General features: G+C 72.5%; 18 protein-coding genes. 5 read left to right on the top strand and 13 right to left on the bottom strand.

Annotated features, from left to right (window positions below; all coding sequences use genetic code 11):
• The first annotated feature begins 6 nt into the window (after positions 1-6).
• The 5 genes from KM427_RS24510 (at position 7) to KM427_RS24490 (ending at position 7,157) form a co-directional block, all read left to right on the top strand.
• Positions 7-1,617, top strand: coding sequence for an acyl-CoA carboxylase subunit beta (locus tag KM427_RS24510; protein WP_215525659.1), 1,611 nt, complete (start codon positions 7-9; stop codon positions 1,615-1,617).
• The gene (locus KM427_RS24505; RefSeq protein WP_215525658.1) at positions 1,614-3,512 is read left to right on the top strand and encodes an acetyl/propionyl/methylcrotonyl-CoA carboxylase subunit alpha; all 1,899 of its coding nucleotides are present in this window, start codon (positions 1,614-1,616) and stop codon (positions 3,510-3,512) included. Before KM427_RS24510 ends, KM427_RS24505 begins: the two co-directional genes overlap by 4 nt.
• Positions 3,509-4,684: an acyl-CoA dehydrogenase family protein gene (locus tag KM427_RS24500; RefSeq protein ID WP_215525657.1), complete on the top strand. Its 1,176-nt coding sequence runs from the start codon at positions 3,509-3,511 to the stop codon at positions 4,682-4,684. The genes KM427_RS24505 and KM427_RS24500 overlap by 4 nt, the downstream gene beginning before the upstream one ends.
• A gap of 118 nt (positions 4,685-4,802) precedes the next feature.
• Positions 4,803-6,065, top strand: a complete 1,263-nt coding sequence (gene dinB / locus KM427_RS24495; protein ID WP_252274861.1) for a DNA polymerase IV — start codon at positions 4,803-4,805, stop codon at positions 6,063-6,065.
• Positions 6,066-6,125: 60 nt separating this feature from the next.
• A complete protein-coding gene (locus KM427_RS24490) occupies positions 6,126-7,157 on the top strand; it encodes a YihY/virulence factor BrkB family protein (protein WP_215525656.1) in 1,032 nt (343 codons plus the stop codon).
• A 12-nt stretch (positions 7,158-7,169) separates the two neighbouring features.
• Here the strand turns inward: KM427_RS24490 and KM427_RS24485 are convergent, their stop codons facing one another.
• From KM427_RS24485 to sigK, 13 genes are all read right to left on the bottom strand, one after another.
• The gene (locus KM427_RS24485; protein ID WP_215525655.1) at positions 7,170-7,955 is read right to left on the bottom strand and encodes a tyrosine-protein phosphatase; all 786 of its coding nucleotides are present in this window, start codon (positions 7,953-7,955) and stop codon (positions 7,170-7,172) included.
• A 43-nt stretch (positions 7,956-7,998) separates the two neighbouring features.
• Positions 7,999-8,562, bottom strand: a complete 564-nt coding sequence (locus KM427_RS24480) for a protein-L-isoaspartate O-methyltransferase family protein (protein WP_215525654.1) — start codon at positions 8,560-8,562, stop codon at positions 7,999-8,001.
• Between the two features lie 66 nt (positions 8,563-8,628).
• Entirely contained in the window at positions 8,629-10,857 is a 2,229-nt protein-coding gene (locus tag KM427_RS24475; protein ID WP_215525653.1) for a hypothetical protein, read from the bottom strand.
• Positions 10,858-10,993: 136 nt separating this feature from the next.
• Positions 10,994-15,145 carry a hypothetical protein gene (locus KM427_RS24470; RefSeq protein ID WP_215525652.1) on the bottom strand — a complete coding sequence of 1,384 codons (4,152 nt, stop codon included), beginning with the start codon at positions 15,143-15,145 and terminating at the stop codon, positions 10,994-10,996.
• Between the two features lie 175 nt (positions 15,146-15,320).
• Positions 15,321-16,019, bottom strand: coding sequence for a response regulator (locus tag KM427_RS24465; protein ID WP_252274859.1), 699 nt, complete (start codon positions 16,017-16,019; stop codon positions 15,321-15,323).
• Positions 16,016-18,028, bottom strand: a complete 2,013-nt coding sequence (locus KM427_RS24460) for a sensor histidine kinase (protein WP_215525651.1) — start codon at positions 18,026-18,028, stop codon at positions 16,016-16,018. The genes KM427_RS24465 and KM427_RS24460 overlap by 4 nt, the downstream gene beginning before the upstream one ends.
• A gap of 71 nt (positions 18,029-18,099) precedes the next feature.
• Positions 18,100-18,612: a hypothetical protein gene (locus KM427_RS24455; protein WP_215525650.1), complete on the bottom strand. Its 513-nt coding sequence runs from the start codon at positions 18,610-18,612 to the stop codon at positions 18,100-18,102.
• Between the two features lie 295 nt (positions 18,613-18,907).
• Positions 18,908-19,693 carry a DUF1295 domain-containing protein gene (locus KM427_RS24450; RefSeq protein ID WP_215525649.1) on the bottom strand — a complete coding sequence of 262 codons (786 nt, stop codon included), beginning with the start codon at positions 19,691-19,693 and terminating at the stop codon, positions 18,908-18,910.
• Positions 19,686-20,870 (bottom strand): SAM-dependent methyltransferase, encoded by a 1,185-nt coding sequence (locus KM427_RS24445; protein ID WP_215525648.1) that lies wholly within the window; start codon positions 20,868-20,870, stop codon positions 19,686-19,688. Before KM427_RS24445 ends, KM427_RS24450 begins: the two co-directional genes overlap by 8 nt.
• A complete protein-coding gene (locus KM427_RS24440; RefSeq protein ID WP_252274853.1) occupies positions 20,870-22,060 on the bottom strand; it encodes a class I SAM-dependent methyltransferase in 1,191 nt (396 codons plus the stop codon). The genes KM427_RS24445 and KM427_RS24440 overlap by 1 nt, the downstream gene beginning before the upstream one ends.
• Entirely contained in the window at positions 22,057-24,129 is a 2,073-nt protein-coding gene (locus KM427_RS24435) for an FAD-dependent oxidoreductase (protein WP_215525647.1), read from the bottom strand. The genes KM427_RS24440 and KM427_RS24435 overlap by 4 nt, the downstream gene beginning before the upstream one ends.
• Positions 24,126-24,845 carry an anti-sigma factor gene (locus KM427_RS24430; protein WP_215525646.1) on the bottom strand — a complete coding sequence of 240 codons (720 nt, stop codon included), beginning with the start codon at positions 24,843-24,845 and terminating at the stop codon, positions 24,126-24,128. Before KM427_RS24430 ends, KM427_RS24435 begins: the two co-directional genes overlap by 4 nt.
• Entirely contained in the window at positions 24,842-25,447 is a 606-nt protein-coding gene (gene sigK / locus KM427_RS24425; RefSeq protein WP_183595410.1) for an ECF RNA polymerase sigma factor SigK, read from the bottom strand. The genes KM427_RS24430 and sigK overlap by 4 nt, the downstream gene beginning before the upstream one ends.
• Positions 25,448-25,458 lie beyond the last annotated feature (11 nt).

The following is a 25,458-nucleotide window of genomic DNA, read 5'->3' as shown; positions in this document are numbered from 1 at the left end:
GGACCGATGACGAATCGCGAGGCGATGCTGGACAAGCTCGCCGAGCTCGACGCCGAGCACGCCAAGGCCGTCGCCGGCGGCGGGCCGAAGTACGTCGACCGCCACCACGCCCGCGGCAAGCTGCTGCCCCGCGAGCGGATCGAGCTGCTCGTCGACGAGGGCTCGGCGTTCCTCGAGCTGTCGCCGTTGGCCGGCTGGGGCTCGGACTTCACCGTCGGTGCCTCGGTCGTCACCGGCATCGGCGTCGTCGAGGGCGTCGAGTGCATGATCACCGCCAACGACCCGACGGTGAAGGGCGGCGCCTCCAACCCCTGGACGGTGAAGAAGATCTTCCGCGCCGCGCAGATCGCCGAGGAGAACGGGCTCCCGACGATCTCGCTCGTCGAGTCCGGCGGCGCCGATCTGCCCACCCAGAAGGAGATCTTCATCCCGGGCGGCAGGCTCTTCCGCGACCTCACCCGAGCGTCCGCGCGCAAGGAGCCGACGATCGCGCTGGTGTTCGGCAACTCGACCGCCGGCGGCGCCTACGTGCCCGGCATGTCCGACTACACGGTGATGGTGCGCGAGCAGGCCAAGGTGTTCCTGGGCGGCCCGCCGCTGGTGAAGATGGCGACCGGCGAGGAGTCCGACGACGAGTCGCTCGGCGGGGCGGAGATGCACGCGCGGACGTCGGGCCTAGCCGACTACCTGGCCGAGGACGAGCGGGACGCGATCCGGATCGGCCGGCGGATCGTCGCACGGCTGAACTGGCGCAAGGCCGCCGCCGGGACGTCATACGGACGGAGCAAGGGGACACACTCACCGTATGACGTCCCGGCGTACGCCGAGCCGGACGAGGACCCGGAGGGTCTGCTCGACCTGATCCCGAGCGACCTCAGGGAGCCGTTCGATCCGCGCGAGGTGATCCGCCGCATCTGCGATGGCGTCTCGAACACGAACGGTGCGGTCTTCGACGAGTTCAAGCCGCTCTACGGCACCTCGCTCGTGACCGGCTGGGCCAAGCTGCACGGCCGGCCGATCGGCATCCTCGCCAACGCGCAGGGCGTGCTCTTCTCCGAGGAGGCGCAGAAGGCGACGCAGTTCATCCAGCTCGCCAACCAGACAGACACCCCGCTGCTCTTCCTGCACAACACGACCGGCTACATGGTCGGCCAGGAGTACGAGCAGGGCGGCATCATCAAGCACGGCGCGCTGATGATCAACGCGGTCAGCAACTCGACCGTCCCGCACCTCACGGTGATCATGGGCGCGTCGTACGGCGCCGGCAACTACGGCATGAACGGCCGCGCCTACGACCCGCGCTTCCTCTTCACCTGGCCGTCCGCGAAGTCCGCGGTCATGGGCCCGGCCCAGCTGGCCGGGGTGCTCTCGATCGTCGCGCGCGCCGCCGCCGAGTCGCGCGGCACGGAGTACGACGAGGAGGCCGACGCCGGCATGCGCGCCTTCGTCGAGCAGTCGGTCGAGGAGCAGTCGCTGCCGTTCTTCCTCTCCGGGATGGTCTACGACGACGGCGTCATCGACCCGCGCGACACCCGCACGGTCCTCGGCATCTGCCTGTCCGTGATCGAGAACAAGCCCGTCGTGGGCACCGACCGATTCGGGGTGTTCCGACCATGACCCGACGAACCATCACTCGCCTGCTGGTGGCCAATCGCGCCGAGATCGCCTCGCGCGTCTTCCGCACCTGCCGCGCGCTCGGCATCGAGACCGTCGCCGTCCACTCCGATGTCGACGCCGACCTGCCCTACGTGCGCGAGGCCGACGCCGCGGTGCGCCTCCCCGGCGACGCGCCGTCGGAGACCTACCTCCGTGCCGACCTCGTCATCGAGGCGGCGAGGAGGTCGGGGGCCGACGCGATCCACCCCGGTTACGGCTTCCTCTCGGAGAACGCCGACTTCGCCCGGGCGGTCATCGACGCCGGCCTGATCTGGGTGGGCCCGTCGCCGGAGTCGATCGAGGCGATGGGCTCGAAGATCGAGGCGAAGCGGATCATGAAGGCCGCCGGCGTTCCGGTGCTCGAGGCGCCGGCGCAGCCCACGGAGGCCGACCTGCCGCTGCTCGTGAAGGCGTCGGCCGGTGGCGGCGGGCGCGGCATGCGCGTCGTCCGTCGCCTCGAGGACCTCGCCGGCGAGGTCGCCAAGGCAGAGGCCGAGGCGCTCTCGGCGTTCGGCGACGGCACCGTCTTCGTCGAGCCGTACGTCGAGCGCGGTCGCCACGTCGAGGTCCAGGTCGTCGACTCGGTCGTGTACGGCGAGCGCGACTGCTCGGTCCAGCGCCGCCACCAGAAGGTGGTCGAGGAGGCGCCGGCGCCGAACCTCCCCGACGAGGTCCGCACCGCGCTGCACCAAGCCGCCCGCAGGGCGGCCGAGGCGGTGCGGTACCGCGGCGCCGGCACCGTCGAGTTCCTCTACGACCCGGCGACCGAGCGGTTCTTCTTCCTGGAGATGAACACCCGGCTCCAGGTCGAGCACCCGGTCACCGAGCTGGTCCACGACGTCGATCTCGTCCACCTGCAGCTCCGCTCGGCCGAGGCGAGCTGGTTCATGGGCTGGACCGATCCGCCGGAAGGCCACGCGATCGAGGTCCGCCTGTACGCCGAGGACCCCGGCGCCGACTACCAGCCGCAGAGCGGCCGGCTCGACGCGTTCGAGATCCCGCTCGAGGACGGCATCCGGGTCGACGCCGGCTTCGAGTCCGGCAGCGTGGTGTCGACGCACTACGACGCCATGCTCGCCAAGGTGATCGCGCACGCCGACTCCCGCGAGGCCGCCGCCCGCAAGCTCGCCGGCGTGCTGTCCCGCGCGAAGATCCACGGGCTGGTCACCAACCGTGACCTGCTGGTGTCGATCCTGCGGGACCCGACATTCGTGCGGGGCGAGATCAGCACGGACTTCCTCGGCGGTTTCGAGACAGGACTTCGTCCTTCCTCAACCACCGGCAGTGCGGTCGCAGCCGCGATCGCGCTGGCCGAGCGCGCCAAGGAGGCGCGGACGGTCCAGCGCGGCATCCCCGTCGCCTGGCGCAACGTGGTCTCGCAGCCCCAGCGCACGGTGTTCGAGGAGGCGACGGTCGACTGGTTGGCTTGTCGTGGAGTGGGCGCCTACCGGGTCGACGGCCACGAGGTGGTCGCCGCGAGTCCCGACAGCGTCACCCTGGAGACCGACGGCGTGCGCACGACGTACGCCGTCGCGGTTCACGGCGACGCGGTCTACGTGGACAGCTCCCGCGGACACGTCCGGCTGACCCGGGTGCCGCGCTTCGTCGACCCGGCCGAGCAGGTCGCGAGCGGCAGCCTGCTGGCGCCGATGCCCGGGACGGTCGTCAGCGTGGCGGTCGAGGCGGGCCAGCGGGTCGAGTCCGGGCAGCCGGTGCTGGTGCTCGAGGCGATGAAGATGCAGCACCCGGTCGCGGCGCCGCACGCCGGCACGGTGACCGAGATCGACGTGAAGCCCGGGGCGCAGGTCGCCGCCGGGGAGGTCCTGGCAGTGGTGGAGGAAGAGGAGCAGGCGTGAGCAGCTTCAGCGAGTCCGAGGAGCGTCAGGAGCTCCGCAAGGCCGTGGCCCGGCTGGCCGGGAAGTACGGCCGCGAGTGGTTCACCGCGAAGGCCCGCAGCGGCGAGAAGACCACCGAGCTCTGGTTGGAGATCGCCCGCAACGGCTACCTCGGCATCAACATCCCGGAGGAGTACGGCGGCGGGGGCGGCGGCATCGGCGACATCGCGGCGGTGTGCGAGGAACTCGCCGCCCAGGGCTGCCCGCTGCTGCTCATGGTCGTCAGCCCCGCGATCTGCGGCACGATCATCACCCGCTACGGCACCGACGAGCAGAAGCGCCGCTGGCTGCCGGGCATCTGCGACGGCACCTCGACGATGGCCTTCGCGATCACCGAGCCCGACGCCGGCACCAACACCCACAACATCACCACGACCGCCCGCAGGGACGGCGACGAGTGGGTGCTCAACGGCCGCAAGATCTACATCTCCGGCGTCGACGAGGCCGACCGCGTGCTCGTCGTCGCCCGGGCCGAGGCTCTGACATCGGATGGGCAGAAGACCGGCAAGGTGAAGCCGGTGCTCTTCGTGGTGCCGACCGATGTCGAGGGCTTCGAGTACCGGCACATCCCGATGGAGATCGTCAGCCCCGAGCTGCAGTTCCAGGTGTTCATCGACGATGTCCGGCTGCCCGGCGACGCGCTGGTCGGCGACGAGGACGGCGGGCTCGTGCAGCTCTTCGCGGGGCTCAACCCCGAGCGGATCATGGCCGCGTCGTTCTCCACCGGCCTGGCCCGCTACGCGATCGACAAGGCGGCGGCGTACGCGAAGGAGCGCACGGTCTTCCGGGGCGCCATCGGCTCCCACCAGGCCATCGCGCACCCCCTCGCCGAGGTGCACATCGAGACCGAGATGGCCCGGCTGATGACCCAGAAGGCGGCCGCGCTCTACGACGTCGGCGACGACATGGGTGCCGGCGCGGCCGCCAACATGGCCAAGTACGCCGCCGCCGAGGCCGCCTGCCGTGCCGCCGACGTCGCCGTGCAGACCCACGGCGGCAACGGCATCACCCAGGAGTACGGCGTGGCCGGGCTGCTGGTCGCCACCCGGGCCGGCCGGATCGCCCCGGTGAGCCGCGAGATGATCCTCAACTTCGTGGCGATGCACTCCCTGGGGCTGCCCAAGTCCTACTGAGCACGCTGGGATAGTCCGTCACGTTCCGGTTGCCCGTTCCCCCGATCGACAACCGGAACGTGACGGACTATGCCTCCAGGCGGCTTGCCATGATCGAACAGATGTTCGATCATGGAGCGTGGCGCGGATCCGGAGCAGCGAGGCGGGTACGGCGGGCATCCTGCACGCCGATCTCGACTCGTTCTTCGCCTCGGTCGAGCAGCGCGACGACCCGCGGCTGCGGGGCCGCCCGGTCATCGTCGGCGGCGGCGTGGTGCTGGCGGCCAGCTACGAGGCGAAGGCCTGCGGCGTCCGCTCGGCGATGGGAGGGCGGCAGGCGATGCGGCTGTGCCCCGAAGCGTTGGTGGTGCCGCCGCGGTTCTCGGCGTACGTCGAAGCGAGCCGCCGGGTCTTCGCGATCTTCGAGGACACCACCCCGCTGGTCGAGGGGCTCTCGATCGACGAGGCGTTCCTCGACGTCGGCGGCCTGCTCCGGCTGGTGGGGCCACCCGAGCAGGTCGGCGCCGACCTGCGCCGCCGGGTGCGCGACGAGGTCGGGCTGCCGATCTCGGTCGGCATCGCCCGCACGAAGTACCTCGCCAAGGTGGCCAGCGCGGTCTCCAAGCCCGACGGCCTGCTGCGGGTGCCGCCGGACGCCGAGCGCGAGTTCCTGCATCCGCTGCCCGTCGAGCGGCTGTGGGGTGTCGGGAAGGTGACCGCGGCCAAGCTGCACGCCGACGGCATCCGCACGATCGGCGAGCTGGCCCGGCGCGAGGAGCTCGAGCTGACGATGCGCGTCGGCGCGGCGGCCGGTCGACACCTGTGGGCGCTGGCCAACCTGCGCGACCCGCGGCCCGTCGAGGTCGGGCGCCGACGGCGCTCGATCGGCTCGCAGTGCGCGATCGGCCGGGCCGGCCGACCGAAGGGCCGCGACGAGCTCGACGCGCTGCTGGCCGGGCTCGTCGACCGGGTCGCGCGCCGGTTGCGCGGCGGCGAGCGGATCGGTCGGACCTTCACGCTGCGGCTCCGCTTCGACGACTTCACCCGCGCCACCCGCTCGACGACGATCCCGCACTCGACCGCGGCGACCGCCTCCTGGCTCGAGACCGGCCGCCGTCTGCTCGAGGCGGCCTGGCCGCTGATCGAGGAGCGCGGCTGCACGCTGCTCGGCATCACCATCTCTGGGCTCGTCGACGCCCACGGGGCCGAGCAGCTCGAGCTGCCGCTGTTCGCCCAGGAGGCGGCGTCCGGCAGCCTCGACGTCGCGCTCGACCGGGTCCGTTCGCGGTACGGCGGCAGCGCCGTCACCCGGGGCAGCCTGGTGGGTCGGCGCACCGGACTGGAGATGCCGACCCTGCCCGACCACGTACCGCCCCGGAGCCCGGTCCGACACGCCGGGTGACCCGGCGACCGCACCGGCCACCTCACCACCGTGGGCGCCGAACCCCGATAGCGTGGCCCGGTGGCCAAGGTCGTCGACGCTGCCGATCGCGCCCAGCGTCGGTGGTCGGTGCTGGGCTACCCGATCGCGGTGATCTACAAGTACTTCGACGATCAGGGCAACTATCTCGCCGCGATCATCACCTACTACGCGTTCATCGCGATCTTCCCGCTCCTGCTGCTCGGCTCGTCGATCCTCGGCTTCTTCCTCCAGGACAACCCCGAGCTGCAGCAGGACCTGCTCGACACGGCCCTGGCGCAGTTCCCGATCATCGGCGACCAGCTCGGCCGCCCGGAGGGGTTGCAGGGGTCGACCGAGGCGATCGTGATCGGTGGCCTGGTCGCCCTCTACGGTGCGCTCGGGCTCGGCCAGGCGCTGCAGAACGCGCTCAACATCGCCTGGTCGGTGCCGCGCAACAGCCGGCCCAACCCGGTGCTGCTCCGGCTCAAGAGCCTCTTCCTGCTGCTGACGGCCGGCGTCGCGGTGCTCGCGGTCTCCGTGCTCTCGACGCTCGCGGCCAACACCGAGGTCTTCGGTGAGACCGTCTCGTCGTACCGCTGGCCGATCACGGTGGCGACGATCGTCATCAACACCCTGGTGCTGACCGCGCTCTTCCGGGTCGGCGCGGCGCGCAGTCACAGCATCTGGACCGGCTCGGTCCCCGGCGCCGTCACGGCGTCGCTGCTGTGGATCGGGCTGCAGAAGGTCGGCACGCTCTACGTCACCAACGTGCTCACCGAGACCAGTGCGATGAACCAGACCTTCGGCCTGGTCCTCGGCCTGATCGGCATCATCTGGCTTACGGCGGTGATCGGCGTGCTCGGCATCGAGGTCAATGTGGTGCTGGAGCGTCGCCTCTGGCCGCGGGCGCTGCTCACGCCGTTCACCGACCGGGTCGAGCTCACGGAGGCCGACCGGCGCGCCTACACGAGCTATGCGAGAGCCCAGCGCCACAAGGGCTTCGAGACCGTCGAGGTCACCTTCACCGACACCCAGAAGCTCCGGCTGCGCAGCGCCGAGGTCGAGGACGACCAGGCCGACCACGTGCCGTAGCGGGCCGCTGGGTCAGCGCAGCCGCTCCCGCAGCGCTCCGAGCACGTCGCCGTCGAGACCCAGGCCGTCGCGCAGGTAGCCGTCGACCGAGCCGTACAGCTCCGCGACCGCGTCGTACGCCGACCCCAGGAACGACGCGTCGACGACCATCGTCGGCTCGTAGACGCCGACCTTGTCGGCGCCCAGGTGCTCGGCGATCAGCGCGAGATACTTCTCGCGGGTCGTCGAGGAGACCTCGTTGGTGAGCAGGTAGTCCGCCACGATCGTGTCGCGGTCGACCCCGGCGATCTCCAGCAGCAGCACCGCGGCCCAACCGGTGCGGTCCTTGCCCGCGGTGCAGTGGAAGAGCTGTGGCGCCGACCGCGTCGCGAGGTCGCCGAGCAGGGCGGCGTACGACGCGCGCGCGTCGGGCGAGCGGACGAACGCGTCGTACACCTGCCGCATCACGCGGGTCGCCGCATCGGCGTCCGCGAGCCCCGACACCAGCTCCATGGGGATGCCCGACACCTCGACGTGGTGCCAGACGGCGCCCGGCACGTCGACGTCGGGGTGCGCGTCGACCTCCATCTGGCTGCGTAGGTCGTGGATCCGGGTGATCCCGAGCCCGGCGAGGACGCCCGCGTCGGCCTCGGTCAGCTGCAGCTCGTTGGAGCGGTAGAAGACACCCCGACGGACCCGGCGCCCGTCCGTCGTCGGATAGCCCGCACCCGTGCCGGCCACGTCGCGGAAGTTGTCGGCGGAGGCCAGGCGGGTCAGCCGTCGCGGGACGGACTCCTCGCCGGTCAGCGGGTCGCTCACCCGGCGAGCATAGGTGGCCCGGCCGGGTGTCCGCGCTGGTCGCTCAGCGCAGCGGCACGAACCGGTAGTGGCCGTGCCGGGTGATCTCGGGCGCCGCGGACGAGGTGTCCACCAGGAGCATCTCGCCGGCGACCGGCACGACCATCCGACCCCCCTCGCCGAGTTGTGCGACGAGCGACCCGGGCAGCTCGCGGGCCTCGGCCGAGACCAGGATCCGGTCGTACGGCGCGCCGCCCGGGTCGCCCAGCACGCCGTCTCGGGCCGGCTCGATCCGGGCCCACGGCCAGGCGCCCCGACGCAGGTTGGACCGGCCGAAGTCCACCAGGTCGGGCTCGATCTCCAGCCCGAGCACCTCGCCGGCCGGGCCGGTCAGCTCCGCCAGCAGCCCGGTGGTCCACCCCGAGCCCGAGCCGACGTCGAGCACCCGGTGGCCCGCACGCACGTCGAGCAGGCGCAGCATCGCCGCGACCGTGCGCGGCTGGGAGTTGGTCTGCCCGTGCCCGATCGCGATCGGTCCGTCGTACGACGTCCGGGAGCGCTCGCTCGCCGGCAGGAACCAGGCGCGAGGCACGGCCTCGAACGCGGCGGCCACCCGGACGGCGTCCATCACTCGAGTGTGGCACGAGTGATGGACGCCGCCCGTCGGGGGAGTGGGGCAGTGGCCGGTGGTGGGCTAGCGGACGCGGGTCTTGATCTTGGTGGCCTTCTTGGTGTGGGTGGTGGTGGTGGGGAGGGTGATGGTGTAGGTGGTCTTGGTTCCTCGGGGTTGGTTCTTGAGGGTGAGGGTGGCCTTGCCGTTCTTGAGGGTGGCGGTGGCGATGGGTTTCTTGGCGGCCTTCTTGGTCTTCTTGGTGGCGCCCTTGGGTGCGGCGCGGCGGATGGTGATCTTTCCGGTGAGTGCGGTGGTGGGGATGCCGGGTGCGGTGGCGGTGATGGTGATGCGGACCTTGCCCTTGCCGGGTGTCTTGACCTTGGTCTTGAGCGTGGGGGTGGTCTTGGCGATCGGGGTGGTGGGGGTGCTGGTGGCGGTGGCGGGGGTGTGGCCGGGGTGGGTGCCGGTGGTGGTGACGGTGATGCGTCGGGCGGCGTCGGCGGTGCCTGGTTGGTAGGTGGTGTTGGTGGCGCCGGGGATGGGTTGGCCGTTGCGGTGCCATTGGTAGGTGATGGTGGGGGTGGTGCCGGTGGGGGTGCCGGCGTAGGTGGGTGGGGTGGCGGTGAGGGTCTGTCCGATGCGGGGGGTGCCGGTGATGGTGGGGAGGCCGGTGACGGTGACCACACGACCCGACGCACCCGGATCCTGACCAGGACCAGGGTCAGTGCCGGGGTCCGGGCTGGGCTCCGGGACGGGCTCCGCCTGGATCAGCACGCCGTCGGAGGCGGCTCGCACCCAGCCCGACGCCAGCTCGGTCGGGGCCAGGGTCTCGTACGGCGTGAGCGTGGCGTGGGTCTCGTAGTGGATCCGGGCGCCGACGTCCTCGGCGGTGAGCACGTAGGAGGTGCTGCCGACCGAGTGCGTGGCGCCGTCCTGATCGTCGCCGATCGGCTCGCCGTCGCGGTACCAGACGTGCCGGACCTGCTGCGGCTGCACGGAGAACTCCGCCGGGCGGGCGGTCAGGGTCTGCCCGACCCACGGGCTGCCGACGACGGTCGGTCGGTCGACGACCGTGAGCTCCGGCTCCGGCTCCGGCTCCGGCTCCGGCTCGGGCTCGGGTTCCGGCTCCGGCCGGGGGAGGACCCGCAGGTCACCGGTGGAGACCCGGGTCCACGGGCCGTCACCGATCCGGGCGCGGCTCTCGTAGCGGATCCGAGACCCGACGTACTGGTCGGCGAGGGTGAACTCCGGCACCGTGATCGCGTCGACCAGCACGTCGTTGACGTACCACGCGTGGTGGACCGTCGCCGAGCTCGGGACGAACGTCGCGGGCTGCGCCGTCAGCGTCCGTCCCGCCTGCGGCACACCGTCGAGTGTCGGCTGGGCGGTCACCCGGGTGCGGGTGTACGGCACGGTCACCTCGGCGGTGGAGACCAGCGAGGGGTACCCGGTCCGGCGCGGCCAGGTCTGGTACTGGAGGACGGCGCCCTCGTCCTCCGGCCGCACCTGGTACGTCGTCGTCGTGTTCCCGGTCGCGAGGCCGTCGCGGAGCCAGCGGTGATCGGCGCCCGTCGCGGACGGGATGTAGGTGGCCGGGGTGCCGGTCAGCAGCTCGCCGGCGCGGGGCTCGCCCGAGATCCTGGCCGCGGTATCGACCCGGAACGTCTGGGTAACGTCGAAGGAGATGGTCTGTGAGGTCGTGTTGCCCGCGACGTCTGCTGCCTCGACGACCAGGCTGCGCCGGCCCACCTTGTCGGTGATGATCGGCTGGTTCCGGGCGGTCGGACGAGAGCTGCAGGAGGCGATCCCGGAGCGCTCCTCGTGGCAGGTGAAGTCCGCCAGGACCGTCTGATCGAGGTGGTAGGTGCCGTTGGGTCGCAGCTGACCCGGGAAGGCGATCGTCGGCGGCGTCCGGTCGATGCCGACCCAGAAGGTCTTCGTCGTGTGCAGGTATCCGCGGTCCACGGCGTGGACCGTGATCTGGTACGACCCCTCGTCGTGGAACGCCAGGACGGTGGTGGCGGCCAGCTGCCGCCGGCCCTGGCTGACCGTGTCCTTCTTGATCTCGTAGTAGGAGGACTCGAAGTCCATGCCGCTGCTGCCCACGTCGCGCACACCGATGCGTGCCTCGATCGACGTGTTGTACCAGTCGCCCGGGCCAGGGGTCGGTCGGGAGATCGAGATCTCCGGTGGGCTGGTGTCCTCGGGAAGGTCGGCCTGCACGGTCGGAGCCGTTCCGAGCGCCGCGCCGATGCTGAGGAGGGCGACGAGCAGGCCGGCGAGGGTCCGTCGGGAGGCGGGGGCGAGCATCGAGTGGTCTTCGCTTTCTGGGGGACGAACGGCGGAAGGGCCGCCGCACGGGGGTGCGGCGGCCCTTCCACGGTGGTGTCCCGACGGCCCGGGCGGGTAGGTGTGTCGGTCCCGACTGTCCGGCGGGCCGGGCCGGCTAGCGGACGCGGGTCTTGATCTTGGTGGCCTTCTTGGTGTGGGTGGTGGTGGTGGGGAGGGTGATGGTGTAGGTGGTCTTGGTTCCTCGGGGTTGGTTCTTGAGGGTGAGGGTGGCCTTGCCGTTCTTGAGGGTGGCGGTGGCGATGGGTTTCTTGGCGGCCTTCTTGGTCTTCTTGGTGGCGCCCTTGGGTGCGGCGCGGCGGATGGTGATCTTTCCGGTGAGTGCGGTGGTGGGGATGCCGGGTGCGGTGGCGGTGATGGTGATGCGGACCTTGCCCTTGCCGGGTGTCTTGACCTTGGTCTTGAGCGTGGGGGTGGTCTTGGCGATCGGGGTGGTGGGGGTGCTGGTGGCGGTGGCGGGGGTGTGGCCGGGGTGGGTGCCGGTGGTGGTGACGGTGATGCGTCGGGCGGCGTCGGCGGTGCCTGGTTGGTAGGTGGTGTTGGTGGCGCCGGGGATGGGTTGGCCGTTGCGGTGCCATTGGTAGGTGATGGTGGGGGTGGTGCCGGTGGGGGTGCCGGCGTAGGTGGGTGGGGTGGCGGTGAGGGTCTGTCCGATGCGGGGGGTGCCGGTGATGGTGGGGAGGCCGGTGACGGTGACCACACGACCCGACGCAGCCGGATCCGGAGGTGGGGGACCGACCGGCGTCTCGATGGTGATCCCGGTGGTCGACGCGGGCAGCCAGTCGGCACCCTCGTGGAGCCTGGCCTGGGTCTCGTAGCGGATCGTGTGGCCGGCGTCGCCGGCGGCCACGACGTAGGTCAGACCGGTGGCGCCGTCGATCAGCTGCTCCTGACCGCTGCCGGATCGGTACCAGACGTGGCGGACCTGGAGCTGGTTCGCGGGGCGGTTGAACCCGGCCGCGGTGGCGGTCAGGGTCTCGCCCACCCGTGGAGTGCCCGTCAGGGTCGGAGCCGAGGCGACCTCGAGGGCCGGACCGGGGCCGGGCTGATCGCCGATGGTGACGCCCTCGGTCGCGGCGCTGACCATCGGACCGCCGTTGAGGCTGGCGCGGATCTCGTAGTGGACGACGTGACCCGCGTCGTCGGCGGTCGTCTCGTACTCCGTGCCGTCGGCGCCGTCGATCTCCTCCTCCACGCCGGCACCGTCGGTGCGGTACCACGTGTGGTCGATCTGCGTGGGCGGGAGGTTGAAGCCCGTCGGAGACGCGGTGAGCGTCTCACCGACCTCGGGGACGCCGCTCAGGACGGGTGGCGTCGTGATCCTGAGCACCGGGTCGGGGTCGGGCTCGGCCGGGATCTCGACCGGGTCCGAGGCCGCGTGCGTCCAGGCATCGGTGCCGAGGCGGCCGCTGGCCCGGAAGTAGATCCTGGAGCCGGCGTCGGCCGCGGTCACGACGTAGCTGGTGGTGGTCGCGCCCGCGATGAGGTTGGTCTGCTCGACGCCGTCCTCGTCGACCGTGATCTGGAACCAGGCGTGCTGCCACTCGCTCGGCGTGGGATCGAACCTGGCGTCGGAGCCGGTCAGGGTGCCGCCGACCTCGGCGGTTCCGGCGATCTTGGGGCGGCTGACCACGTCCATGTCCGAGCTGACGTGGACGGTCCTCGAGTACGCCCGGGTCCACGGCAGGCTCTCGTCGTCGGGTCGGTAGGTCGCCTCGGTCGCGTAGCGGATCAGCTTGCCGGCATCGGCGGCGGTCAGCTCGTAGAGCGCGGATGTGGCGCCCGCGATGCGCTCGTGCTGCTCCACCCCCTCCTCGTCGATCGAGACGTAGAACCACGCGTGCCGGACCGCGGCGGGGTTGGTCGCGAAGGTGGCGCGGCTGCCCGTCAGCGTGCGTCCGACGCGCGGCGTACCGGCCAGGGTCGGCCAGACCGAGACGTCGACATCGGTGCTGATCAGGACCTCGGGAGCGGCGGCGCTGACCGGCTGGTCGCCCCGGTGCTGAACGGCCTCGGTCTCGTAGTGGATCCGGGTGCCGGCGTCGACGGCCCGCAGATCGTAGGTGGTGTCGGTGGCGCCGGGGATGCGCCGGCCGTCGCGGTACCAGACGTGGTGGGACTCCTCCGGAGCCGGCTGGAACGTCGCCGGCGTCGCGGTCAGGGTGTGGCCGACCCGGGTGGTGCCGGTGAAGCTGGGCGCGACGTCGAGCTCCATGACCGGGGTGATCTCGATGATCGCGGACCGGGCGGGCGTCCAGTTCGTGCCGTCGTGGGTGGCCAGGGCCGCGTAGTGGATCGGCTTGCCGGCATCCGCGCGGGTGAGCCGGTAGGTCATCGTGTCCGCGCCGTCGATCGGCTGCCCGTCGCGGAACCACGCGTGCCGTCGGCCGACGGTGTCGCCGAGGAACGTGGCCTCCTGGGTGACCCGCAACGTGTGGTCGACACGCGGGGTGCCGGTCACGACCGGCAGGCCGACGACCTCCACGTCGGTGCTGACCGGGACCGGCTCGGACGGTGCCGAGAGCCACGGGTCGTCCTCGTGGAGCCGGGCCTGGAGCTCGTAGCGCAGGGTCTTGCCGGCGTCGGCCGAGACCAGCTCGTACGTCGACTCGTCGGCGCCGGGGATGACCTGGCTGCCGCGCACCCACACGTGCCGGGTGTGCTGCGGGTCGGGGGTGAAGTCGACCGGGGTCGAGTCGGCGGTGAGCGTGTGCCCGACGACGCGGGCACCGGTCACGGTCGGTGCTCCCGAGACCCGGAGGACGGGCGCCACGTCGACGGCCTCGGTGGCGGACCGGGTCCAGGGATGGTCGTCGTGGTACCGGGCCTGGGTCTCGTAGTGGACGGGCTTGCCCGCGTCCTCGAGCGTGAGCTTGTAGCGGCTGCCGGTCGCCCCCTCGATCGGCTGCCCGTCGCGGAACCACACGTGCCGGGTGCTGGGGTTGCCGCGGAACGTGGCCGCGGTGGCCTCCAGCGTCTGGTCGACCCGCGGTGCGCCCTCGATGCTCGGCCCGGTCAGGACGTCCGCCGTCGTGGCGATGTCGGTGCCGGCGGTGGCGGAGCTCGTCCACGACCCCGACTGTCCGTTGAAGGATGCCCGGGTCTCGTAGCGGATCTGCCGGCCGGCGTCGGCGGCGGCCAGCTCGTACGTCGTGCCGGCGGCGCGGGCGATCACGTCGTTCCCGCGGTACCAGACGTGCTGGACGTGGGGTGTGGTCTGGTGGAAGGCCGCCGGCGTGGCGGTGAGCTCGTGGCCGACGCGCGGGGTGCCGGCGACGGCGGCGTGGGTCCGGACCTCGGGGGCGGCCGGGACGGTGACGGAGGCACTGGTCACCGTGCGCGGCCGGTAGTTGTCGCGCTTCGCGGTGACCTCGACCCGGATCGGGTGGCCGGCGTCGGCCGGGGTGACCGCGTAGTTGCGGCCGGTGGCGCCGGGGACGCCGACGTTGCCGCGGAACCACTGGTAGGTCGGCTGGTTCACGCCCGGATCCGGCGTGAAGCTCACGTTCGTCGCGCTCAGGGTGCTGTCGACCTTCGGGGTGCCGGTGATGGTCGGGGTCGTGGCGGTGAAGAGACCCAGCACGCGATAGGCGATCGACTTCGTCTGTGCGTTGTCGACGTTGTCGACGGCGCGCACCCATCCGGCGTACAGGCCGGGAGTGCTCGTGCTGATGCGGGTGCCGTTGGGGACCCATCCCTCGCAGGAGCGCAGGCCGGAGGTGCTGCGGCCGGCGATGTTGTCGTGGCAGTCGAAGCTGGCGGTCACGACCGTGCCGGTGTCGAACTCGGAGCCGTCGACCAGGGGGCCGTTGATGTTGATGGTGGGTCGGGTCCTGTCGATGCCGACCCAGTCGGTGAGCTGGGTGCGCTCGCCGTGCCTGTCCTCCGCCCAGACCCTGAGGTCGGTCCGGCCCTCGTTCGTCAGCCGGATCGGCACCTCGAGGGCGGAGTGCGTGACGGTGTGAGCGCCGCTGAGCTCGTAGCCGGACGCGTCGGTGTCGATGCCGAGGCCGTTGACCTCCAGCCCCACCGCGACGTCGCCGTTGTACCAATGGCTGTTCCAGCTCGGGGGACGCGTGATGATGATGTGCGGCGCGGCTTCGGCGGGGGCCGGGATGGCGGCCAGGCCCGCGCCGACGAGGACGGCGAGCCCGCCGAACGCGAGGCGGTGGAGGGTGGAGCGTCCCGTGCGCGATCGGCGGTTGCGGCGATCGGTGGCGACCGGCCCGGTTCCGGTGGGGAAGGACATGACTGCTTCGCTCTCTGGTCAGACGACGTCGGCATGACGAAGGGGCCATCCGCGTGGGTGTGGTGGCCCTTCCACGGTGGTGTCCCGACGGCCCGGATGAGCAGGTGTGTCGGTCCCGAATGTCCGGCGGCCGGGCCCGGGCGGGCCCCGGGAGCCGCGGGTCACGCCCTGCCGCCTACGGCCGCGGGCCGCGCTCTTCGGGCCGGCGTACGCCGACGCCCTCGTCGAGAGCCAGGGCAACCAGCCCGCCGCGGTCGACGACGCCGACCTTCGCGAAGATCGAGTAGAGGTAGTTGCGCACGGTCTTGCTGCTGAGTGCCAGGACCCGCGCGATCGTGGTGTTGTCGTAGCCGCGCGAGACCAGCTCGAGGACGTCGCGCTCGCGCTCGGTGAGCTCGGCGAAGGAGCCGCCGCGGGCGTTGCGGGCGGTGACCAGGTGGTCCATGGCGCGTGCGGCGACCTCGGGCCCGAGCACCAGCGTCCCGGCGGCGACGGAGCGGATCGCCCGCTCGACCTCGTCGGGGTCGGCGCCCTTCACGAGGTAGCCGCGGGCGCCGGCGCGGATCGCGGCGAAGAGCGACTCGTCGTCCGCGGACCCGGTGACCACCAGCACCGCGGTGTCGGGTCGATGGCCGAGGATCTCGCGGGTGGCCGCGGCGCCGCTGTCTCCGTCGAGGTCGAGATCCATGACGACGACGTCGGGAGACCGCGCGACCACCAGCTCGACGGCCGCCCGGTGGCTGTCGGCCTCGCCGACGACCTCCACGCCGGGCAGCTCCTCCAGGAGCGCGGTCATCCCGATCCGGAAGACGGGGTGGTCGTCGACGACCGCCACCCGGGTCGGGGCGCCGGCGTGGGGTGGGCCGGCGCTCACGGGAGCTCCAAGCCGATGCGCGTGCCGCGACCCTTGCGACCGGGCCCGATCTCGAGCCGGCCGCCCAGCTCCTCGGCGCGCTCGCGCATCGAGGTCAGGCCGATGCCGCGGCCGCGGTCGGAGGCGATGCCGCCGCCGTCGTCGACCACCTCGAGCAGGGTGGCGCCGCCGGCGGTGGTGGACACGCTCACGTCCACCGACGACGCGTTCGCGTGCCGGTGTGCGTTGAGGAGCGCCTCGGCCGCCACGTGGTAGCAGGCGACGAGGCGCGGCGCGTCGAGGTCGCCGAGGCCGCTGGTGTCCACCCGCACCCGGAGGCCGTCCCCGGAGAACCTGGCGGCGAGCACGCTCAGGGCACCTCGCAGGTCGCCGTCCTCGAGCTCGGCCGGCAGCAGCGAGTGGGCGAGCCGGCGGACGCCGTCTGATCGGCGGGTGATCTCGGTGCGCAGGTCGTCGATGAGCCGCCCGGCGGCCTCCGGGTCGTGCTGCAGGCGCCGCTGGGCGGCGGCGAGTCCGAGCCCTACGCCGGCGAGCATCGGCCCCATGCCGTCGTGCAGCTCGCGGCGGATCCGTCGTTGCGCCTCGGTGTGCACCTGGCCCAGGCGCTCCGAGGCGACCCGCAGCCGGAGCTCCGCCTGGGCCAGGTCGAGGGTCATCGCCACCAGGTCGGTGAGCCGGTACGCCGTTCGCCGGGCCCGGAGCGTGATCGGGCCGCCGGCCGGACCCTGCAGGACCAGCTCGCCGACCCGGCGTCCGCGCACCACGAGGTCGTAGGTGATCGTCGGATCGTCCGGACGGAGCCCGCCCGCGGCCACCTCGACCTCGGGGTCGCCGTTCGCCCGGATCACCGTCGCCCCGAGGCGTAGGGCGTGCCTCAGCTCGTGCGCCACCCGTTCGAGCGCGTCGGTGGCGCTCTCGGTGTGCAGGTCGGCCGCCAGCGCGGTCCGGAGCGCTTCGGGGTCGGCCGCCGCGCCGTGCACCAGCAGGTCGACCCGGTGCTGCAGCCAGCGCCGCAACGGGTCGACGAGGAGGGCGAGCACCGCGACGGCGGCGGCGCCGATCACGCGGTCGTCGATCGGCAGCGCCTGGCTCACCAGCCCCACCACGCCGACGTAGGCCGCGACCACGATGGCGGAGAGCAGTCCCCGGACGGCCACGCGCGGCACGACCGGGCCGACCGGCTGGTCCCAGGTCCGCAGTGTGAGCACGACGACGCTGAGGACCAGCACCATCTGGGCGGCCGCCAGCACCGCCAGCGCGACCGCGTCGACCAGGTCGTGGAGCTGCAGGTTGAGCACACCCACGGACACGAACAGGACCGGGACGGCGACCGTCAGCAGCCGCACGGCCCGGACGCCGGCGGCCACCTCGTGGCGGCTGCGGCGGAGCAGCTCGAGCAGCGCGAGGAGGCCGACCACGGCGCACACGACGGCGGCGGGAAGGCCGACGACGGCGAGGGCGCGTCCGAGGCGACTGTCGACGGCGAGCGGGTTCGCGGGGGCTCCGGGCTGCTGGACGATGACGCCGCTCAGCACGATCACGACGGTGGCGACCATCCCGGTGACCGTCAGCGATCGATCACGCGGCGGGAGCGGACCGTTGCGCAGGAACCACGGCAGGACGGCGATCGCGAGGAAGCCGCCGGGTGCGGCGAGCCAGGTGGAGGCGTGCGCCGCCAGCCCGACGCCCGGCCAGCCGTGCCCGGCGGCGAGGAAGCTCCACCCGACGGCGGCGACCGCCCCGGCGAGGAGGAGCGCGATCAGCCCGAGGATCGGGCCGACCGGATGACTGCTGCGGGCGATGACGAGCGCCCCGCCGGCGCCGGTCGTCACCGCGGCGAAGACGTAGCAGGCGAAGAAGTGGACGTCGTGGTACCACCCGGCGGAGGCGTCGAACGCGCGTGGCGCCAGCGCGACCATGGTCAGCGCGGCGGTGGCCAGGACGCCGGTGACCCCTCCGACCGCGGCGCCGGCGAAGCGGCGCACCGTGGTCTGCTCGCTGGGCGTCATGCTGGTGATCCGGGGTCCCGCGCGGCAGGGACCGCGATCCGCGTCGCGCGGGACATGGAGGCGGGCCGGAGCTACTCGCTCGCGAACGTGACCGTGAAGCCGCCGTCCTTGGCGTCGACCTGGAAGTAGACGTCGCTGGAGGAGCCGGTGAGCATGTCGCGACCGAGTCCAGAGGGGTCCTCGCGGCTGGTCTCGTAGCCGGCGTCGCCCAGGGCGCCCTCGTAGGCGTCGAGGATCTCGGACGGCGCGGCCGAGGACACGTAGTTGGCGTTCTGCTCGGTGTTCGTCGACGAGGTGCCGCAGAGGACGGCGTCGTCGATCGGCTCGGGCCAGTCGGCGGGCATCTTGTCGACGCTGTCGATGTCCGGCTCGCCGAAGGTGCCGATGTGCACGGTGAAGCACTCCTCGGGGATCCCGAACTCCTCGGCCGCGTCGCCGAGGTCGGTCGTGTCGCCCCCGCCCGCGTCCTGGCTGGAGGCGGGAGTGCTGCCCGGCTGGTCGTCGTCGCCCCCGCAGCCGCTCAGGGTCATCAGCGCGATGACCGCTGCAGCGGCGAGAGCGGTCGTGCGGGAGGTCGTGCGCATGGTCGTGGGTCTCCTCTCCCCGGGGTGTCGGGGATCCATGTCGGTCGGTACGACGCCACGGTGCCGCGCCCGGCGACCCCACCGGCAGTGACCGGAGTCCCGGTTGGCCGGGCGATTGGGGTCCAGCCCGTGTTGATCGACTCCGCGCCTGCTACGCGGCGCGCTGGACGCACGCTGACGGCGTTGCCGTCGCTCGGAATACGAACGGGTATGCCGGTCGCTCCGGCGCCTTGCGATGCACGCACCCCGAGCACGGGCCACCCCCGAGGAACTTCCAGCGACGACCACTAGTCATCTAGCCCGAGCGTCGTGGCGGGAGGGGAACGAACATCGAGGTGCGGGCGGCGTACTCCGGATAGCCGGGCCGCTTCATCATGGTCTTCTCGAGCAGGCGGGCGCCGGTGATCCAGACCAGCCAGACCGTCATGGCGATGGGCGAGAGCGCGCTGACGAGGCCGGGTAGCCAGCCGGAGGCGAGGCCGCCGGCGAGCCAGATGCCCCACCAGACGCAGGCGTCGCCGAAGTAGTTCGGGTGCCGGGTCCACGCCCAGAGGCCGCGATCCATCACGGGTCGACGGTCGGGGTCGGCGCGGTACGCCGTGAGCTGGGCGTCGCCGATGCTCTCGAAGAGCACGCCGACGACCCAGACGGCGACGCCGATCCAGACCGTCCAGGCCCGATCGAGGCCGGCGACCGCCGCTGCCTGGAGCGGCAGCGAGACCAGCCAGACCGCGGCGCCCTGCACCAGGAAGACCTTGCGCACGGCGGCCCCGATGCCGACCTCGTCGAGCGTGCCGCCGAGAAGCTCGCGGTAGCGCGGGTCCTCGCCGCGGCCGCGGGACCGCATGAAGATGTGCGACGACAGCCGCCCGGCCCACACGCCGACGAGCAGCACGAGCAGCCACGACTGCCAGGAGCCGGACACGGCGGCGCACCCGACCGCGGTCCCGAGCAGGGCGATGCCCCAGGCGGTGTCGACCACCGAGACCCGGCCGGCCCGGGTGGCGGCGTACGCCGCCGCGGTCATCACGATCGCCGCGATGAGCAGGGACAGGCCGGCGACGAGGAGGAGGTCAGTCACGGGTGCGCTCCATCAGGATCTGGTCGACTCCCATCCTGCCGTCCCGGAAGGCCATCGAGCCGCCCACGAGGTAGAGCCGCGAGACCCGCACGACCTCCTCGCCGACGAGGTCGGTGAGCCGGTCGACGTTCGCCTCGAGACGGGCGAGCCAGCCGGCGACCGTGCGCACGTAGTGCTCACGCAGGGACTGGACCTGACGCACCTCGAGTCCGCCGACCTCGAGGTGTGCCACCGTCTCGCCCAGGGGGCGCATGTGCATGTCGGGGGCGATGAACGACTCGATGAACGGACCGCCTCCCGGATGCCTGCCTCGCCTGGACATCTGCTGGACCAGCACCCGCCCGCCGGGCCGCACGGCCCGGTGCAGTGCGGCGGCGTACGCCGGGTAGCGGTGCTCGCCGACGTGCTCGCCCATCTCGAGCGAGACCACGGCGTCGAAGCTCGTCTCGGGGACATCGCGGTAGTCCTGGAGGCGTACCTCGACCCGGTCGGCCAGGCCGCGCTCGGCGACGCGCTGCTCGACGAACGCGCGCTGCTCGCCCGCGATGGTGACGCCGACGACCGAGGCGCCGTAGTGCTCCGCCGCGTGCAGCGAGACGGACCCCCACCCGCACCCGACGTCGAGCACGCGCATCCCGGCCTCGAGGTCGAGCTTGGTGCAGACCAGGTCGAGCTTGGCCCGCTGCGCCTCCGCGAGCGTCTCGGACCCGGTCGCGAAGTAGGCGCAGGAGTAGGCCATCGACGGATCGAGGATCAGTTCGTAGAACTCGTTGGAGAGGTCGTAGTGGTCGCGGGCAACCCGCACGATCCGCTGCGAGCGAGGCGCCCGCGGGGGTACGCCGAGCGCGCCGACCGACCGGGCCGCGCGGAGCGCGCCCAGCAGGGCGCCGGGGGCCGGGCGACGGGGCAGGCCGCGCTCGCGCGCGACCGCGAAGGCGTAGGTGAGCGCCTCGTCCAGGTCGCCGGGGACGTCGAGCTCACCGGTGACGTAGGCCTGGGCGGCGCCGAGCTCGCCCGGGTGACGGAGCAGCCGGCGTACGGCGTCCGGCGAGCGCAGCTCGAGCACCGGTGCGTCCACGGGGCCGGCGGTGGACCCGTCCCACGCGATCAACCGGACCGGCAGCTCGCCGCCGACGAAGGGCTCGACCGCCTCGGCCAGTGTCGTCGCGACGGCCATCAGGACTCCCCGGTCAGCAGCAGCTGCTGCACGTCGAGGTAGCCGGAGGCGAAGCCGGCCCGTGAGTAGCAGAGGTAGAAGTGCCACATCCGCAGGAACGTCTCGTCGAAGCCCAACGCGCGCACGTCGTCGGCGCGGGCCAGGAATGTCTCGTCCCATCGCCGCAGCGTCTCGGCGTAGTCGGGTCCGAAGGACAACCGGTCGGTCACCCGCAGCGACGTGTGCGTCGCGGTCAGCTCGTCGACGACCCGGGCCGACGGCAGGAAGCCGCCGGGGAAGATGTACTTGTTGATCCAGGTGTAGCCGCCCCGCGTGGCGAGCATCCGGCCGTGGGGCATCAGGATCGCCTGGAGGCCGACGCGGCCGCCGGGGGCGAGGAGCCGGTCGAGGGTGGCGAAGTAGGTCGGCCAGTACTCGTGCCCGACGGCCTCGATCATCTCGACGGAGAGCACGACGTCGTGCTCGCCGGTCGCGTCCCGGTAATCGCAGAGGTCGACCTCGACGCGGTCGGCGTGGCCGGCCATCGCAATGCGCTTGCGCGCCAGGACCTGCTGCTCGCTCGAGAGCGTGATCGACCGGACGACGGCGCCGCGTGCCGCGGCTCGGATCGCCAGCTCGCCCCAGCCGGTGCCGATCTCGAGCACGCGGGTGCCCGGTCCCACGCCGGTCAGGTCGAGGAGCCGGTCGATCTTGCGCCGCTGCGCCGTACCGAGCTCGGTCGAGGTGTCGAAGAGCGCCGACGAGTAGCTCATCGTCTCGTCGAGGAAGAGGCCGAAGAGGTCGTTGGACAGGTCGTAGTGGTGCGCGACCAGGTCGCGGGCATGGTCCCGGGAGGCCCGGTGCGCCGTCGGCGTCCGGTGCTGCGTCAGCCCGCGCAGCCGCTGGAACGGGCGGGGCACGAGGTCGGCCACGTGGGACGCGAGGACCGTGAGGAAGCCGGTCAGGTCGTCGGAGTCCCAGGCGCCGGTGAGGTACGCCTCTCCGAAGCCGATCAGCCCGTCCCGGCCGAGCCGGGCGAAGAGCTCGTCGGGCCGGTGCACCGTGATCGCGTCGTCGGACAACGGCAGCCGGGCCATGGCGGACCGGAAGAGCCGACGGGCGACGGCCGCCGAGACCGCCGTACGAGGTCCGCCCGGCACGGCTTCGAGGCCGGGCCAGGCGTGGGTGGGGCGGGTCGGTGCGAGGGTCACCGGACTCCCTCCTGGTGGTGGTCGGGGCGGGGGCGGATCGGCAGCCGGCGCAGCCAGAGCGCGATCCCGTGGAGGCGGATCAGCGCGGCGCCCCGGAGCGCCGCCGGAGCGGCGCGCCACGCGCGATGGGTGGTGCGGTACCCCGACAGCGAGGCGCTGAACGTCGCGCCGTCGTCGGTGAGCAGGGTGACGGCCACGTGCAGCCGCTCGTCCGGGACCGGTACGGCGAGCTGGTAGCGACCGTCGACACCGTGGAACGGCGACACGTACATCGCCTTGGGCGTCGTCGCGCGGGCCCGCTCGTCGGGATGGACGAGGTAGGCGTGCCGGTCGCCGTAGGTGTTGTGCACCTCGACGACCACGCAGGGGTCGTCGCGCTCGGGTCGGACCCAGAAGACGCTGATCGGGTTGAAGCAGTAGCCGAGCGCGCGCGGGTGCGCGGCCATCAGCACCCGTCCGCGGCCGAGCTCGACGTCGTGCCGCTTCAGGAAGCGGCTCAGGTTCTCCCGGATGGAGAGGCCCGGGTCGCCGAGGTGGTCGCGCGCCTCGAAGCGACCGAGCACGCCGTGGTCGGGCAGGTCGTCGAGGTCGACCAGCCAGGTGTGCGAGCGGTGCGTGAACGACCGCTTCACCGGTGTACGCCGGGTGTGCCGGATGGTCGTCGCGTAGACCCCCGTCACGGTGGTTTCGAGGCTCGTCGCTGACGCTCCTCGCACCTCAACCACCGTGTCGGTGGTTGAGGAAGGCGCGCCAGCGCCTGCCCTTCGAGACGGTTGCTGCGCAACCTCCTCAGGAACCATCTCGAAACCACCATCACCCCACGACAGCCCCAGCCGTTCGACAGCCGCCAACCCGGACCGCGCGCCGTCCTCGTGGAATCCCCAGCCGTGGTAGGCCCCGGCGAACGCGACCCGATCGGTGTCGATGCCCGGCAGCCGGCGCTGGGCGGCGACGGAGGCGGGCGTGTAGAGCGGGTGCTCGTACTCCATCCGGTCGATCACGGCCGCGGGGTCGACGAGGCCCTCGCCGCCGAGGGTGACGAGGTAGTGCGTGTCGGTCGGCAGCCGCTGGAGCCGGGTCAGGTCGTAGGTGACGGTGACGTGGTCGCGTGCGTCGGCGGGCCGGCGGAAGTTCCACGACGCGCGGGCGCGCTCGGCCCGGGGCAGCAGCGACATGTCGGTGTGCAGCAGCGCGACGTTGGCCGAGTAGGGGATCGCGCCCAGCACCTCGCGCTGGGCCACGGTCGGCTCGGCGAGCATCGTCAGCGCCTGGCCGGGATGGGTGGCGACCACGACGGCGTCGTACGTCGCGACCGCGCCGTTGCCGTCGGTCACCTCGACGCCGGTCGGCGTCTCGAGCACCGACGTCACCTTCGTCCCGGTGCGCACCTCGGCGATCGACGCGGCCACCCGCTCGACGTAGGTGCGCGAGCCGCCGGTGACGGTGCGCCACTGCGGCGAGCCGAGCACGCCGAGCATGCCGTGGTGCTCCAGGAACGTGAAGAGGTAGCGCGCCGGGTAGTCCAGCGCCACCGCCGGGTCGCACGACCACACCGAGGCGACGAGCGGCTCCATGAAGTGCCGCCGGAAGTACGCCGGGAAGCGGTGCCGGTCGAGGAACTCCCGCAGGGTGAGGTCGTCGCCGTCGCGGGACAGCAGGATTCGGGCCTGGCGGTGGAAGCGCGGGATCTCGGTCAGCATCCGCAGGTACGCCGGCCGGGCGGCGTTGCGGCCGGCCGGGAAGAGCCCGCGTGGGCCGAGCGCGCCGGCGTACTCCAGCCCGGTTACGTCGTCGCGCACCGAGAGCGACATCTGCGACGGCTGCGTCTCGACACCGAGCTCGCGGAGGAGCCGGAGCAGGGTCGGGTAGGTGCGCTCGTTGTGGACGATGAAGCCGGTGTCGATGGCGAGACCGTCCGCCCCCTCGGCCACCAGGTGGGTGTCGGCGTGGCCGCCCAGCCGGTCGTCGGCCTCGTAGAGGGTCACCGACGCCGTGCGTGATGCGACGTACGCCGCGGTCAGGCCGGCCACGCCGGACCCGACCACGGCGACCGTCCGAGGCCCGCTCATGCGTCGGACCTGCCGAAGTCGAAGAGCGCGATCGGGTCCGACGTCGGCGCCGCGGACCCACCCGCCGGTTCGACGGTGATGCCGGCGCCGGTGGCGGTGGCCGCGTCGCCGCTGAGCAGCACCGTCTGGTCCTCCTTCACCGGCATCACGCCGGCCGAGACCATGCCCTCGCCGGGCTGGTCCAGCCAGAGCTGGTAGACCTTGCCCTGCGGCGGCGGCGGCATCTTGCTCGTGACGATGACGGCCCGGCCGACCGAGTCGGAGTGGGTCACGGTCGCCGAGGCGCCGCCGGGGAAGTCGAGGGACGTGCTGAGCGCGTCGGATGCGTCGAGCACCGTCTGGGCGGTCGGCGGCTGCTGTTGGGAGGTCTCGTCCGCCCAGGGCTGCTGCCAGGCGACGGCACCCGCGCCGACGAGCACGGCCGCGGCGGCGGCCGCGACCAGCAGCCGGACCCGGCGGTGGCGGCGCGATCCCGGCGCCGGGGTCTCCGGTGGGAGCGGACGGACCGTCGCGATCCCGGCGAGCACCCGATCGCGCAGCGCGGCCGGCGGCTCGTTCGCGGTGGTCTCGGCGAGCAGGGTCGCGGCCTCGCGAAGGCCGGCGACCTCGGCGCGGCAGTCCGCGCACTCGGCGAGGTGGCGCTCGAACGCCACCCGCTCGAGGTCGTCGAGCGCGTCGACGGCGTACGCGCCGGACAGGGCGTGGATCTCGGTCATGAGCCGACCCCCAGGGCGTCGCGGAGACGGATCAGTCCGTCGCGGATTCGGGTCTTGGCGGTGCCGACCGGCAGGTCGAGCATGGTCGCCACCTCCGTGTGGGTGTAGCCACCCAGGTAGGCGAGACCGACGGCCTCGCGCTGCACCTCGGTGAGGGCCGCCATCGCACTGCGGACCCGACGGGCCTCGAGCGAGGCCTGCGCGGCCTCCGCGGTCACGTCGTGGTCGACCGGCTGGTGCTGGTGGTGGTAGGTCGTGTCGCGGCGGGTCGACGCCTCGGCCGACCGGACCCGGTCCACCGCGGTGCGATGGGTGATCATCAGCAGCCACGAGAGCGCGCTGCCGCGGCCGGGGTCGAAGCGGCTCGCCGTCCGCCAGATCTCCAGGAACGCCTCCTGGGTGACCTCCTCGGCCTGGGCCGGGTCGCGGACCACACGGAGGGCGAGCCCGTAGGCCCGGGCGGCCGTGGCGTCGTACAGACGGGCGAACGCCACTTCGTCGGCCCGGCCGGCCCGCCGCAGCAGGTCGGCCAGGTCCGGCGGGGCGTCAGACGAGTCATCGTCTGGCGAGGCGCCGGACCCCACTGGTCGGAGGTGCTCCATGGTCGGTCAGT

Source organism: Nocardioides sp. LMS-CY (assembly GCF_018732145.1).
Classification (GTDB): Bacteria; Actinomycetota; Actinomycetes; order Propionibacteriales; family Nocardioidaceae; genus Nocardioides; species Nocardioides soli.
This window is presented reverse-complemented; position numbering and strand designations above follow the sequence as displayed.